The following is a 14,342-nucleotide window of genomic DNA, read 5'->3' as shown; positions in this document are numbered from 1 at the left end:
TGGTAAAATAATAATACAGATTTTTATGAGGAGGTCGGTTTTTAGTTGGAACATCCATTTGAAATTATCTCAGAGTATTCCCCGCAAGGTGATCAGCCGGGAGCGATAGAGAAGCTTGTAGAGGGAATTAATAGTGGGAAGAAAAAGCAAGTGTTACTTGGAGCGACAGGAACGGGTAAGACATTTACGATTTCAAATGTCATTAAAGAAGTGCAGAAGCCAACACTTGTAATGGCTCATAATAAAACGTTAGCAGGACAGTTATATAGTGAGCTGAAAGATTTCTTTCCTAACAATTCTGTGGAGTATTTTGTTAGTTATTACGATTATTATCAGCCGGAAGCGTACGTGCCACATACGGATACGTTTATTGAAAAAGATGCGCAAATTAACGATGAAATTGATAAATTACGCCACTCGGCAACGTCTTCTTTATTTGAAAGAGATGATGTTATTATCGTTGCAAGTGTTTCGTGCATATACGGTTTAGGTTCTCCGGAAGAATACCGCGAGTTAGTTGTTTCGCTACGAGTTGGTATGGAAAAGGACCGCAATCAATTGCTTCGTGAACTTGTTGATGTACAGTATGGACGTAATGATATTGATTTTAAGCGTGGTACATTCCGTGTGCGCGGAGATGTAGTTGAAATCTTCCCCGCATCACTTGATGAGCATTGTATTCGAATTGAATTTTTTGGGGATGAAATAGATCGTATTCGAGAAGTAAATGCATTAACGGGTGAAGTATTAGCAGAACGTGATCATGTAGCAATCTTCCCGGCATCTCACTTCGTTACACGTGAAGAAAAGCTGAAGGTCGCTATTGAAAATATCGAAAAAGAATTAGAAGAGCGTTTAAAAGAATTAAATGATAACGGTAAGTTGTTAGAGGCGCAGCGCATAGAACAGCGAACGCGTTATGATTTAGAAATGATGCGCGAGATGGGCTTTTGTTCAGGGATTGAAAACTATTCCCGTCATTTAACACTTCGTCCAGCAGGCTCAACGCCGTATACGCTTTTAGATTATTTTCCAGAGGATTTCTTAATCGTTATGGATGAGTCGCATGTATCGGTTCCGCAAGTAAGAGCGATGTATAACGGGGACCAAGCACGTAAGCAAGTGCTTGTTGATCATGGATTCCGTCTGCCATCAGCTTTAGATAATAGACCGCTCACGTTTGATGAGTTTGAAGAGAAAACGAATCAAGTTATTTACGTTTCGGCAACGCCAGGACCGTACGAGTTAGAGCAGTCACCGAAAGCAATAGAACAAATTATTCGTCCAACAGGGCTTTTAGATCCACCAATTGATATACGACCAATTGAAGGACAAATAGATGATTTATTAGGAGAAATCCATGACCGGATTGCGAAAAATGAACGTGTATTAATTACGACTTTAACGAAGAAAATGTCAGAGGATTTAACGGACTATTTAAAAGATGTAGGAATTAAAGTGAATTATCTTCACTCTGAAATTAAAACATTAGAGCGTATTGAAATTATCCGTGATCTTCGCCTTGGTAAGTTTGATGTACTTGTCGGTATTAACTTATTACGAGAAGGATTAGATATTCCAGAAGTATCACTTGTAGCTATTTTAGATGCTGATAAGGAAGGGTTCCTACGTTCAGAGCGTTCATTAATTCAAACAATTGGTCGTGCGGCGCGTAATGCAAACGGCCGCGTTATTATGTACGCAGATCGCATAACGAGATCAATGGGAATTGCAATTGAAGAAACACAGCGTCGTCGTAGTATACAAGAAGCTTACAATGAAAAGCATGGTATTACGCCGAAAACGATTCAAAAAGGAGTACGTGACGTTATTCGTGCGACAACAGCAGCTGAGGATACGGGAATATATGAAGCAACACCAGCTAAGAAGATGACGAAAAAAGAACGTGAAAATACAATTGCGAAGATGGAAGCAGAGATGAAAGAAGCAGCAAAGGCATTAGATTTCGAGCGTGCAGCTGAATTAAGAGATTTACTATTAGAATTAAAAGCGGAAGGGTGAAAAGAGTGAGTAAAGATTTTATTGTTGTAAAAGGTGCTAGAGCGCATAATTTAAAAAATATTGACGTAACCATTCCGAGGAATCAGCTTGTTGTTGTGACGGGATTGTCTGGTTCGGGGAAATCATCGTTAGCATTCGATACGATTTATGCAGAAGGACAGCGTAGATACGTGGAATCTTTATCTGCGTATGCGCGCCAGTTTTTAGGGCAAATGGATAAGCCGGATGTTGATATGATTGAAGGTTTATCTCCAGCGATTTCAATTGATCAAAAAACGACGAGTCGTAATCCTCGTTCAACGGTTGGAACGGTAACGGAGATTTATGATTATTTACGTTTATTATTCGCACGAATTGGTACGCCGATTTGTCCGAATCATGGAATTGAAATTACATCACAAACAGTGGAACAGATGGTAGACCGTGTTCTTGAATATCCTGAACGTACGAAGTTGCAAGTATTAGCGCCTATCGTGTCTGGGCGTAAAGGTGCGCATGCGAAAGTATTAGAAGATATTAAGAAGCAAGGTTATGTTCGTGTGCGCGTTGATGGAGAGATGCTGGATGTATCTGAAGAGATTACTTTAGAAAAAAATAAGAAGCATTCAATTGAAGTTGTTATTGACCGTATTGTTGTGAAAGAAGGAATTGCAAGCCGACTTGCAGATTCACTAGAAAGTGCTTTAAAGCTTGGCGGGGGCCGAGTTTTAATCGATGTAATGGGAGAGGAAGAACTTCTATTTAGTGAACATCATGCTTGCCCACATTGTGGTTTTTCAATCGGAGAATTAGAGCCGCGTATGTTCTCGTTTAATAGTCCGTTCGGCGCGTGTCCTTCTTGTGATGGACTTGGATCGAAGTTAGAGGTAGATTTAGAACTTGTTATTCCGAACTGGGATGTATCATTAAATGAACATGCGATTGCTCCTTGGGAACCGACAAGTTCACAATATTACCCGCAATTATTAAAATCTGTGTGTAATCATTACGGCATCGATATGGATATGCCGGTGAAAGATATACCGAAGGATTTATTTGATAAAGTGCTGTACGGAAGCGGGGAAGAGAAGCTTTATTTCCGCTATGTGAATGAATTTGGTCAAGTAAAGGAAAATGAGATTTTATTTGAAGGTGTTATTCCGAATATTGAGCGTCGTTATCGTGAGACGAGTTCTGATTATATTCGTGAGCAAATGGAGAAATATATGGCAGAGCAAGCTTGTCCGAAGTGTAAAGGTGGACGCTTAAAGCCTGAGAGTTTAGCTGTGTTCGTTGGTGATAAAACGATTGCCGATGTAACGAAATATTCTGTTCAAGAAGTACAGGAGTTCTTCTCAACTGTTGAGTTAACGGAGAAACAACAAAAAATTGCTCATTTAATTTTAAGAGAAATTCAGGAACGTGTTGGGTTCTTAGTGAACGTCGGTTTAGATTATTTAACGTTAAGTCGTGCCGCAGGAACTTTATCAGGTGGTGAGGCGCAGCGTATTCGTTTAGCGACACAAATTGGTTCTCGCCTTACTGGCGTACTTTACATTCTTGATGAGCCTTCTATTGGTTTGCATCAGCGTGATAATGATCGTCTTATTCGTACATTGCAGGAAATGCGTGATTTAGGAAATACGTTAATTGTTGTTGAGCATGATGAAGATACGATGATGGCTGCTGATTATTTACTTGATATCGGACCTGGTGCAGGTATTCATGGTGGTCAAGTTGTATCAGCAGGTACACCAGCTGAAGTTATGCAAGACGAGAATTCATTAACTGGGAAATATTTAAGCGGTAAAGAGTTTATTCCGGTACCACTTGAAAGACGTAAAGGTGACGGACGTAAAGTGGAGATTGTCGGTGCGAAAGAAAATAACTTAAAGAATGCGAAAATGTCATTCCCTCTAGGAACATTTGTAGCAGTAACAGGCGTATCTGGCTCTGGAAAAAGTACGATAATTAATGAAGTACTATACAAATCATTAGCTCAAAAGCTATATAAAGCGAAAGCAAAGCCAGGGGCTCATAAAGAAATTAAAGGTCTTGAGCAGTTAGATAAAGTTATTGATATTGATCAATCACCAATCGGGCGTACACCACGTTCAAATCCGGCGACATACACTGGCGTATTTGATGATATTCGTGATGTATTTGCGCACACGAATGAAGCGAAAGTACGTGGGTATCAAAAAGGACGTTTCAGCTTTAACGTAAAAGGCGGCCGTTGTGAAGCGTGCCGCGGTGATGGAATTATTAAAATCGAAATGCATTTCTTACCAGACGTGTATGTTCCATGTGAAGTTTGTCACGGTAAACGTTACAACCGTGAAACGTTAGAAGTGAAATATAAAGATAAGAATATTTCTGAAGTGTTAGGGATGACAATTGAAGATGGGGTAGAGTTCTTTGCTAATATCCCGAAAATTAAGCGTAAACTTCAAACTCTTGTAGATGTAGGGCTTGGTTATATGAAATTAGGACAACCAGCTACGACGTTATCAGGTGGTGAGGCGCAGCGTGTGAAATTAGCTTCTGAATTACATCGTCGTTCTACAGGGCGTACGTTATACATTTTAGATGAGCCAACGACTGGCTTACATGCACATGATATTGCACGTCTTCTAGAAGTGTTGCAACGTCTTGTTGAGAGTGGTGAGACGGTACTTGTAATTGAGCATAATTTAGATGTTATTAAAACAGCTGATTATATTATTGACCTTGGACCAGAAGGCGGAGACAAAGGCGGACAAATCGTTGCTTCCGGAACGCCAGAGCAAGTAGTGAAAGAAGAGCGCTCTTATACAGGTAAGTATTTAAAAGAGATTTTAGATCGTGATAAAGCAAGAATGAAAGAGAAGATAAAAGAAGTAGAATTATCGCAATAAGTTTATTTATGAAAACCGAGTGGGAAGTACACTCGGTTTTTATTTCATAGGGGGATAAAATGGAGTTTTTAGATGTTTTGAGAAAGAAAAATATGAAGGTGAGAGAGTTTCAAAAGTGGGGAATATACTTTAGAAAACGCTGGGAGGATAACTTTGCGAATCATTTGAGTTATGAAGAGAAAGAAGAGATTCATTTGTACGGGGATAAATATAGCTGTGGTTATTTGTGGCACATATTTAGTTATGAAAAGAAGAAATGTTTAGAAGGTGAAGCAGCAGAGAGAGCGTTTCATAATGAAGTGAAAAAGGATTGTTACATATTCTATCAACATTGTGATGATGTACTGCTAATAAAGGATGCAAGTTTATTACATATGGAGGATATATTACGGGAGACAGACGATGCGTATAAAGGTGATATATATATTGTAGACAAAGACTTTACTTGGACCTTTGTGAAAACGCACGAACATAGATGGTGTGGTCCTTATTTTACTAGGAAATGTTAGTAGGTATACAAGCGTAAAGAATAGAATAAGTTGGTATAAGTATTTGTATGATACTTGCGTTTATTGTCTATTAGCGTATGATGAAATATATATGTTAAAAGGATGTGTAAGGAAATGAGATGGATTGTATCACTTCTTGTAAATAGCGTTGTGTTAATCGCTGTATCCGGACTTTTAAAAGGGGTTGCACCAGACGCATTTTACATAGCAAATATACAAACTGCAATTATTGCGAGTATTATATTGGCGATTTTAAACGTATTTGTAAAGCCGCTTTTAATCTTAATTACGCTACCGATTACTCTTGTAACTTTCGGTTTCTTCTTAATTGTTATTAATGCGATTACGTTAAAGATGACGGATTCGTTATTAGGAGACGCCTTTAATATATCTGGATTTGGTGTAGCGATTGTTGCGGCAATTTGTATTTCTATTTTTAATATGATAATTGAAAAAGTAATTGTTGAACCATTACATGAAAAAAAGAGAAAATGACAAAAAGAAAAACATTTCATGATTCATATGAAATGTTTTTTTCTATTTATTAGAAACCGAGTTTCTTGTTTCCAGAAAAAAATGGTACAATATCCGATAGAATGGAATTTTACATCAAATGAGACTGAACCCGCAGCGGAGTGGAGGTTTATACATATGCCGAAAGTAAGGACAAAAGATTTAATTGAACAATTTCAATTGGAGTTAGTAAGTGGTGAAGAAGGGATTCATCGTCCGATTGATACGAGTGATTTATCGCGACCTGGAATTGAAATGGCAGGATTTTTTACATATTATCCAGCTGATCGCGTGCAGCTTCTTGGAAAAACGGAGCTTACGTTCTTTGATACGTTAACGACAGAGCAAAAGCAAGAGAGAATGAAAGCGCTTTGTACTGAGGAGACGCCTTGTATTATTGTAACTCGTAATCAAGATGTACCGGATGAGTTATTACAAGCATCACGTGAATCAGGCGTGCCTTTATTACGTTCTGCTCAAACGACGACGAGATTATCAAGTCGTTTAACAAACTATTTAGAAGGTAAGTTAGCGCCAACAACAGCTGTTCATGGTGTGTTAGTAGATATTTATGGTGTTGGTGTTTTAATTACAGGTCAAAGTGGTGTCGGGAAAAGTGAGACAGCGCTTGAACTTGTAAAGCGTGGTCACCGCCTTGTTGCGGATGATAGCGTAGAAATTCGTCAAGAAGATGAAGATACATTAGTAGGGAGCTCACCTGATTTAATTGAGCACTTATTAGAAATTCGTGGTCTAGGTATCATTAACGTAATGACGTTATTCGGTGCAGGGGCAGTACGAAATTATAAACGTATTACACTTGTTATTAATCTTGAAATTTGGGATCAAAAGAAAAATTATGATCGCTTAGGTCTTGATGAAGAGAAGATGAAGATTATTGATACAGAACTTACGAAGATTACACTTCCAGTTCGTCCTGGTCGAAACTTGGCTGTTATTATTGAAGTAGCAGCGATGAACTTCAGATTAAAACGTATGGGAGTCAATGCGGCACAACAGTTCTCTGAACGATTAATGAGTGCGATTGAGTTAGGAAATCAAGAGTAGACTCTGGAGAGGGAGGTCATATATATGCTGTTAGGTTCTGTACCACAGCTTGACCGTATAGCAGTCCAACTTGGGCCGTTCCCTGTTTATTGGTATGGGGTTATTATCGGTACAGGTGTGCTATTAGGTCTTTGGCTAGCAACCCGCGAGGGAGAAAGGCTTGGTATTCACAAAGATACATTTATCGACCTTGTATTAATCGCAGTACCAATTGCCATTCTTTTTGCGAGAATGTATTATGTCATTTTTGAATGGGAATATTATTCGCAAAATCCGAGTCAAATTATTAATATTCGTCAAGGTGGTTTGGCGATTCATGGTGGTTTAATCGGGGCTGTTATTACAGGAATCCTTTTTGCGAAACGACGCGGGCTTTCATTCTGGAAGTTAGCGGATATTGCTGCGCCGAGTATTTTACTAGGACAAGCAATTGGCCGATGGGGAAACTTTATGAACCAAGAGGCGCATGGTGATGAAGTGACGAGACAGTTTTTAGAAGGTCTTCATTTACCGGATTTCATTATTAATCAAATGTACATTGATGGTGTGTATTATCACCCAACGTTTTTATATGAATCATTATGGAACTTTGCAGGCGTTATTTTACTACTCGCGTTACGAAAAGTGAATTTACGCCGTGGTGAATTATTCTTCACATATTTAATTTGGTATTCAGTGGGACGCTTCTTCGTAGAAGGTTTGCGTACAGATAGTTTAATGCTAGGACCACTTCGTATTGCACAAGTAATGTCTATTGGAATTGTTGTTATTTCTATCATTTTCATTATTGTGAGACGAAAAATGGGGCAAGCTGATAAAAGATATTTAGAAAATTAGAGAAAAGTAGCATCTTATATAAGATGCTGCTTCTTTCATATTCAGGTAATGAAAGGATTAAGGACGATGAAAATAAATACAGTGTTATTTGATTTAGATGGAACGTTAATTAATACAAATGAACTTATTATCTCTTCTTTTTTACATACGTTAAATCACTATTATTCTAATCAGTATAAGCGTGAAGATGTATTGCCATTTATCGGTCCATCTTTGCATGATACTTTTAGTAAGATTGATGCAAGTAAGGTTGAAGAGATGATTACATGTTATCGTCAATTTAATCATGAGCATCATGATGAATTAGTGGAAGAGTATGAAACTGTATATGAAACGGTTCAAGAATTGAAGAAGCAAGGTTATAAGATCGGCATCGTTACAACGAAAGCGAGACAGACGGTTGAAATGGGATTAAAGCTTTCGAAACTGGATCAGTTTTTTGATGTTGTCGTGACGATTGATGATGTGGAACATGTGAAACCACATCCAGAACCACTTCAAAAAGCACTCGAATTATTAGATGCAAAGCCAGAAGAAACATTGATGGTTGGTGATAATCATCATGATATCGTCGGTGGACAAAATGCAGGTACGAAAACAGTAGCGGTTTCATGGACATTGAAAGGTAGAGCGTATTTAGAAGCGTATAAACCAGATTATGTGCTAGATAAAATGAGTGATTTACTACCGATTTTGTCCCGCATTAACGGGTAGTAAGATTCCTGCCGGTTAAAGTGTCACTTTATATAAGTAGAGGAGAGAGTTCAGTGCGACGGACAACGCGCTATCTTGTTTCAGGAGAAAATTCATTGTGGAATGTGTATAAAACAGTTTCTTTTTGGAAGGTAATGAAAAACTTTATTATCATCCAAATCGCACGTTACACGCCATTTTTATCCGTAAAGAATTGGTTATATCGCACGTTTTTACGGATGGAAGTAGGAAAGAAAACGTCGTTTGCACTTATGGTAATGCCAGATATTATGTTTCCAGAAAAGATTACTGTGGGAGACAATTCAATTATCGGCTATAATACAACGCTTTTAGCGCATGAATATTTAATTCGTGAGTATCGACTCGGAGAAATCGTCATAGGGAATGAAGTTATGATTGGAGCGAATACGACAATTTTACCAGGTGTGACAATTGGAGATGGAGCTATCGTTTCTGCAGGCACACTTGTCCATAAAGATGTACCAGGCGGCGCTTTCGTAGGCGGAAATCCGATGCGTATTATTTATACGAAAGAGGAAATGGCCACTAGAGAAGGTTGATGTTAAAAATGTAACATTTCCCTTCTCTTTTTATGAATAAAAAGGAAATAATTGATTATAATATACTGTTTTGTTTTTTACGGAATCGTTTATACTTATAGATAGAAGAATGTGTGAACGAAGAAAACAAAAAACTGGAGGATATATGGGGAAAAATCAAAGAATATATAAGGAGAACGGACAAGTTATCTCTTTTAATCAGTTAGCGGACTTCTTTTATAAAAAAGGGATGAGGGCTTATAAAGGGCAAAAATTGCAAGATGCAATTAAATATTTTCGAAGAGCAGCACAAAGCGAGAAGGAGCCGTTTATTTTATGCCAACTAGCAATAGCATTATCTGAATCTGGTGAATATCAAGAGTCGAATCAGATATTTCTAAAGCTTGTTAGATCCAATCCTGAACTTGAGCAATGCTATTATTTTATTTCAAATAATTATGCATATATGGGCTTGTTTCAACAGGCGAAGAAGTATGCAGAGCGATATTTAGAAGTTGCGGAAGAGAAGGAATTTGTAAAAGATACATTAGAATTGCTTGAGATTATGGAAGAAGATGCAATGGGTGCGGAAGAGATTGAGGATGAAGATGAGCTAATTGTTATGCAAGAAGAAGCGAACCGCTACATTCGTAACGGACAATTAGAAGAGGCGATTGCTACACTAGAAGTTGTTACGAAAGAATATCCAGAATTTTGGTCAGGACATAATAATTTAGCGATTGCACATTTTCAATCAGGTAATGTAGATCAAGCGCTTAAGTTAACAGAAATGATTTTAGAGAAAAATCCTGGTAATATGCATGCGCTTTGTAATACGCTTATTTTTCTATATTCAATTGGAGAGCATAAGCAAGTAGAGTCATTAGCGGGGCAGTTAGTTTCGGTATATCCAATTTCATTTGAGCATCGTTTGAAACTTGGAACAACGCTTGCAACAATTGGTCATTTTGAACCTGCATATAAATGGTTCAAAGTATTAAAGCGTCAAGGGTATGAAGGAGACGTCAGTTTTTATTACTGGTTTGCATACTCTGCGTATATGGTGAAGGAACAGCAAGTAGCTGAAAAAATGTGGCAACATGTTGTAGAATTGCATCCTGATAAAAAAGGAAAAGAACCGTGGAATGCACTGAATTTAGCAGATGAAGGACAAAATCTTTTATTTGAAGAGTTACGAAAATCATTTCAGCAAAGTACGACGCTAGAAGAGAAAATGCTAGCTTTATATTTAATGAATGAATTGTCAACACCAGAGAAGGTTGGATTCTTCTTTGATGTAACGCAAGCGAAAAATGGTGTTCCAATCGTATCGCAACTTGCAAAATATTTCTTTTTACTTAATAGTCATAAAAGTATCCCAGCTGATTTACAGCAATTTGAACAGTGCGTACGAATCGCGGATGCATTATACAATTATACGAAAAAAGACGATGAATTAATCGAAGAGTGTTTAAATTTTTGGTTTTGCACGTTCATACGTTTATATACATCTGGAGCGACTTTTACAAATGTGTACGGTTGGTCAGCGGCAATTGAATACATTGTGCGCGGCGAACAAAGAAATAAGATGACACAGGCAGAGCTTGGTGATGTATATAATGTATCTGTAGCGACTGTACGAAAGTATGTGCAGGCTGTTAAGCGCACGCACACGTAGGGTAGGCAAATCATTGGGAAAAAAATGATGCTAACAGTATAATGAGGGTAACTTAATGTGTATGAATGAATGGGAGTGAATAGTGTGTCAGAAGAAAAAATTTATGATGTCATTATTATTGGTGCAGGACCAGCTGGTATGACAGCTGCGGTATATACATCTCGTGCGAATTTAAGCACACTGATGCTTGAGCGTGGTATCCCAGGTGGACAAATGGCAAATACAGAAGATGTAGAGAACTATCCAGGTTATGAGTCTATTTTAGGACCAGACTTATCAAATAAAATGTTTGAGCATGCGAAGAAATTTGGTGCTGAATATGCATACGGTGATGTGAAAGCAATCATCGATGGTAAAGAGTACAAAACAATTATTGCTGGTAAAAAAGAATATAAAGCACGTGCAATTATCGTTGCAAGCGGTGCAGAGTATAAAAAAATTGGTGTGCCGGGTGAAACAGAACTTGGCGGCCGCGGTGTATCATATTGTGCAGTATGTGATGGTGCATTCTTTAAAGGGAAAGAACTTGTTGTTATTGGCGGCGGAGATTCTGCTGTTGAAGAGGGTGTATTCTTAACACGCTTCGCATCAAAAGTAACGATCGTTCACCGTCGTGACACTCTTCGTGCACAGAAAATTTTACAAGATCGTGCTTTCCAAAATGAGAAAGTAGATTTCATTTGGAATCACACTATAAAAGAAATTAACGATGCAAATGGTAAAGTAGGAAGCGTAACACTTGTAGATGTAAACAGCGGAGAAGAACAAGAAGTTAAAACTGACGGCGTTTTCATATACATCGGTATGTTACCTTTATCAAAACCGTTTGTTGAGCTAGGTATTACAAATGAAAATGGTTATGTTGAAACGAACGAGCGTATGGAAACGAAAGTTCCTGGTATTTTCGCAGCTGGTGATGTTCGTGAAAAAATGCTTCGTCAAATTGTAACTGCAACAGGTGATGGTAGTATTGCAGCGCAGAGTGCACAGCATTATATAGAAGAGTTAGTAGAAGAATTAAAAACTGTAACAGAAAAATAAGGGGTAATATACCTTTTGAGAAGAAAGCTACCGATAGGAGCTTTCTTTTTTTTTTGAAAATGTCAAAGTTTTGTCAAAAACAATTAGGATTATAAGATTTCTTATTGATATACTGGACTTTACGGAAAAAATCACTATAAGAAATGAGGAATTTATTCAGTATGGAATGGCGTAATATATATCGTGGATTTTGTATGGGCGTTAGTGATTTAATTCCTGGTGTGAGCGGCGGAACAATCGCTGTTGTGTTGGGGATTTATGGACAATTGCTCGCAGCAATTAGCGGATTCTTTAGTCGTGAATGGAAAAAACATTTAGCGTTTTTAATCCCACTTGCAGCTGGTGTAGCGGCAGCTTTTCTAACGTTAAGTCATGTTATTAAATATTTATTAGCAAATCATTATGAACCGACTCAATTTTTCTTCCTCGGTTTAATTATTAGTATATTACCGATGTTAATGAGAGAAGCTGATGCAAAGGCAACGTTTAAAGGTAGTCATATTGCCTTATTAATAATTGCAGCAATTCTTGTTGCAATAACAGCATTCTTTAAACCAGATAAGGCAGCTGATCCGATTACGACGTTAACAATTTTAAATGCAATTGGCTTATTTTTCGCAGGATGGATGGCTAGTATGGCTATGCTTCTTCCTGGAATTAGTGGATCGTTTATTTTATTAATTATTGGTGTGTATCCGACAGCAATTAACGCTTTAACTACACTCAATTTACCGTTAATCGTGGTTATCGGTGCCGGCGTGATGGCAGGATTTGTTGTAAGTAGTAAAGGAATTAGTTATTTGTTAGATCGTTATAAAAGTATGACATTTGCGGCAATTATTGGGCTCGTTATCGGGTCGATTGTCATTGTGTTCCCTGGCATTCCGACTGGTGGAATTTCAATTTTAAGTTCAATTATTACTTTTATTTTAGGATTTGCGGTTGTTACTTATTTCGGTAAGAAATAAGTGTTTTAATCCCCTTAACGATAAAAATCGTTAAGGGGATTTTTATGTGCTATTCATGGGAAGTAAGGTATTTTGATTGCTTGTTGTAGAAAGAATTTTTACAATTGCTTAGCGAAAGGAGACTGGCACCTTCGTTGTAGCAAACTGTTTTTGATAGTATAATGAAATGAGTATGCAGTGAGAAATTTTGCTGCAAGTAGCTGAGGTGAAGAAACATGCAAAGAGTGACAAACTGTGTGTTAATTAGAGATAATGAAGTACTTTTACTCCAAAAACCTCGCCGGAATTGGTGGGTTGCACCGGGCGGGAAAATGGAGCGTGGTGAGACAGTAAGAGATACCGTTGTTCGCGAGTATCGTGAAGAAACAGGTATTTATTTAAAGAATCCAGCATTAAAAGGGGTCTTCACTTTTGTCATCCAAGAAGGTGATAAAGTTGTTTCTGAATGGATGATGTTCTCCTTTTTAGCAACAGATTTTGCAGGAGAAAACAAATTAGAGAGCGAAGAAGGCATCATTGGTTGGCATACATTTGATAAAATTGATGACTTAGCAATGGCACCAGGAGATTATCACATTATTGATTATTTAATTAAAGGGAATGGTATAATCTACGGTACATTTGTATATACCCCAGATTTTGAGTTGCTTTCATATCGATTAGATCCGAGTTAAACCTGCAAGGAGAGGATACGATGACAGAGAATAATGATATAAAAATGGTAATTATTACAGGGATGTCTGGAGCTGGAAAAACGGTAGCGTTACAAAGTTTTGAAGATTTAGGATATTTCTGTGTAGATAATTTACCACCGATGTTATTGCCGAAGTTTATTGAACTTATGGCAGATTCAAAAGGTAAAATGAATAAAGTGGCACTCGGTATTGATTTACGTGGCCGAGAGTTTTTTGAATATTTATGGGGAGCGCTTGATGATCTATCAGAACGCACATGGATTATTCCTCATATTTTATTTTTAGATGCGAAAGATAGCACACTTGTAACTCGTTATAAAGAAACGAGACGTTCACATCCACTTGCGCCAACTGGATTGCCGTTAAAGGGAATTGAAGCTGAGCGTGGTCTCTTAACTGATATGAAGGCACGAGCGAATATTGTGCTTGATACATCTGATTTGAAACCGAAAGAATTACGAGAAAAAATTGTTCACTTATTCTCAACAGAAACTGAGCAAGCATTTCGTGTAAATGTTATGTCATTTGGATTTAAGTACGGAATTCCAATTGATGCTGATTTAGTATTTGATGTTCGTTTTTTACCAAATCCATATTATATTCCACATATGAAGCCATTAACAGGACTGGATGAAGAAGTTTCGTCGTATGTGTTGAAATTTAATGAAACACATAAGTTTTTAGAGAAATTGACGGATCTTATCACTTTCATGCTGCCTCATTATAAAAGAGAAGGTAAGAGTCAACTTGTAATTGCGATTGGATGTACAGGTGGGCAACATCGTTCTGTTACGCTTACAGAGTACCTTGGGAAACATTTGAAACCAGAGTATAGCGTTCATGTATCTCATCGTGATGTGGAGAAGAGAAAGGGCCATTAAG

General features: G+C 37.7%; 13 protein-coding genes. All 13 read left to right on the top strand.

The genetic code is table 11. The annotated features are described in order from the left end of the window. Window positions 1-45: 45 nt before the first annotated feature. Window positions 46-2,022 (top strand): excinuclease ABC subunit B, encoded by a 1,977-nt coding sequence (gene uvrB, locus ABH960_RS01275; protein WP_404442102.1) that lies wholly within the window; start codon window positions 46-48, stop codon window positions 2,020-2,022. Window positions 2,023-2,027: 5 nt separating this feature from the next. Then, window positions 2,028-4,898, top strand: a complete 2,871-nt coding sequence (gene uvrA / locus ABH960_RS01270) for an excinuclease ABC subunit UvrA (protein WP_002016096.1) — start codon at window positions 2,028-2,030, stop codon at window positions 4,896-4,898. Between the two features lie 59 nt (window positions 4,899-4,957). Continuing rightward, window positions 4,958-5,407 (top strand): DUF4275 family protein, encoded by a 450-nt coding sequence (locus ABH960_RS01265; RefSeq protein WP_003192334.1) that lies wholly within the window; start codon window positions 4,958-4,960, stop codon window positions 5,405-5,407. Window positions 5,408-5,521: 114 nt separating this feature from the next. Next, window positions 5,522-5,902, top strand: a complete 381-nt coding sequence (locus ABH960_RS01260) for a phage holin family protein (protein WP_002089574.1) — start codon at window positions 5,522-5,524, stop codon at window positions 5,900-5,902. 156 nt (window positions 5,903-6,058) lie between these two features. After that, window positions 6,059-6,988, top strand: coding sequence for an HPr(Ser) kinase/phosphatase (gene hprK / locus ABH960_RS01255; RefSeq protein ID WP_002016091.1), 930 nt, complete (start codon window positions 6,059-6,061; stop codon window positions 6,986-6,988). Between the two features lie 24 nt (window positions 6,989-7,012). Next, complete coding sequence (gene lgt, locus ABH960_RS01250) at window positions 7,013-7,825, top strand: prolipoprotein diacylglyceryl transferase (protein ID WP_002034719.1); 813 nt, start codon at window positions 7,013-7,015, stop codon at window positions 7,823-7,825. 66 nt (window positions 7,826-7,891) lie between these two features. Beyond that, entirely contained in the window at window positions 7,892-8,539 is a 648-nt protein-coding gene (gene ppaX, locus ABH960_RS01245) for a pyrophosphatase PpaX (protein WP_002112826.1), read from the top strand. A gap of 53 nt (window positions 8,540-8,592) precedes the next feature. After that, complete coding sequence (locus ABH960_RS01240) at window positions 8,593-9,099, top strand: acyltransferase (RefSeq protein WP_404442095.1); 507 nt, start codon at window positions 8,593-8,595, stop codon at window positions 9,097-9,099. A 145-nt stretch (window positions 9,100-9,244) separates the two neighbouring features. Beyond that, entirely contained in the window at window positions 9,245-10,756 is a 1,512-nt protein-coding gene (locus ABH960_RS01235) for a tetratricopeptide repeat protein (protein WP_113936266.1), read from the top strand. Window positions 10,757-10,840: 84 nt separating this feature from the next. Further along, window positions 10,841-11,797, top strand: coding sequence for a thioredoxin-disulfide reductase (gene trxB, locus ABH960_RS01230; RefSeq protein WP_002089563.1), 957 nt, complete (start codon window positions 10,841-10,843; stop codon window positions 11,795-11,797). Window positions 11,798-11,958: 161 nt separating this feature from the next. Further along, window positions 11,959-12,765, top strand: coding sequence for a DUF368 domain-containing protein (locus tag ABH960_RS01225; RefSeq protein WP_404442091.1), 807 nt, complete (start codon window positions 11,959-11,961; stop codon window positions 12,763-12,765). Window positions 12,766-12,980: 215 nt separating this feature from the next. Continuing rightward, the gene (locus ABH960_RS01220; protein ID WP_002124062.1) at window positions 12,981-13,439 is read left to right on the top strand and encodes an NUDIX hydrolase; all 459 of its coding nucleotides are present in this window, start codon (window positions 12,981-12,983) and stop codon (window positions 13,437-13,439) included. Window positions 13,440-13,459: 20 nt separating this feature from the next. Beyond that, window positions 13,460-14,341: an RNase adapter RapZ gene (gene rapZ, locus ABH960_RS01215; RefSeq protein ID WP_002016084.1), complete on the top strand. Its 882-nt coding sequence runs from the start codon at window positions 13,460-13,462 to the stop codon at window positions 14,339-14,341. Window position 14,342 lies beyond the last annotated feature (1 nt).

Origin of the sequence: Bacillus sp. RC252 (genome assembly GCF_044909215.1) — a bacterium.
GTDB lineage: Bacteria > Bacillota > Bacilli > Bacillales > Bacillaceae_G > Bacillus_A > Bacillus_A mycoides.
This window is presented reverse-complemented; position numbering and strand designations above follow the sequence as displayed.

What these genes read in the sequence shown, in the direction of transcription:
- ABH960_RS01265 (WP_003192334.1), top strand. Translation starts at nt 4,958, where the DNA reads ATGGAGTTTTTAGATGTTTTGAGAAAGAAAAATATGAAGGTGAGAGAG.
- ABH960_RS01260 (WP_002089574.1), top strand. Translation starts at nt 5,522, where the DNA reads ATGAGATGGATTGTATCACTTCTTGTAAATAGCGTTGTGTTAATCGCT.
- hprK (WP_002016091.1), top strand. Translation starts at nt 6,059, where the DNA reads ATGCCGAAAGTAAGGACAAAAGATTTAATTGAACAATTTCAATTGGAG.
- lgt (WP_002034719.1), top strand. Translation starts at nt 7,013, where the DNA reads ATGCTGTTAGGTTCTGTACCACAGCTTGACCGTATAGCAGTCCAACTT.
- ppaX (WP_002112826.1), top strand. Translation starts at nt 7,892, where the DNA reads ATGAAAATAAATACAGTGTTATTTGATTTAGATGGAACGTTAATTAAT.
- ABH960_RS01235 (WP_113936266.1), top strand. Translation starts at nt 9,245, where the DNA reads ATGGGGAAAAATCAAAGAATATATAAGGAGAACGGACAAGTTATCTCT.
- ABH960_RS01225 (WP_404442091.1), top strand. Translation starts at nt 11,959, where the DNA reads ATGGAATGGCGTAATATATATCGTGGATTTTGTATGGGCGTTAGTGAT.
- ABH960_RS01220 (WP_002124062.1), top strand. Translation starts at nt 12,981, where the DNA reads ATGCAAAGAGTGACAAACTGTGTGTTAATTAGAGATAATGAAGTACTT.
- rapZ (WP_002016084.1), top strand. Translation starts at nt 13,460, where the DNA reads ATGACAGAGAATAATGATATAAAAATGGTAATTATTACAGGGATGTCT.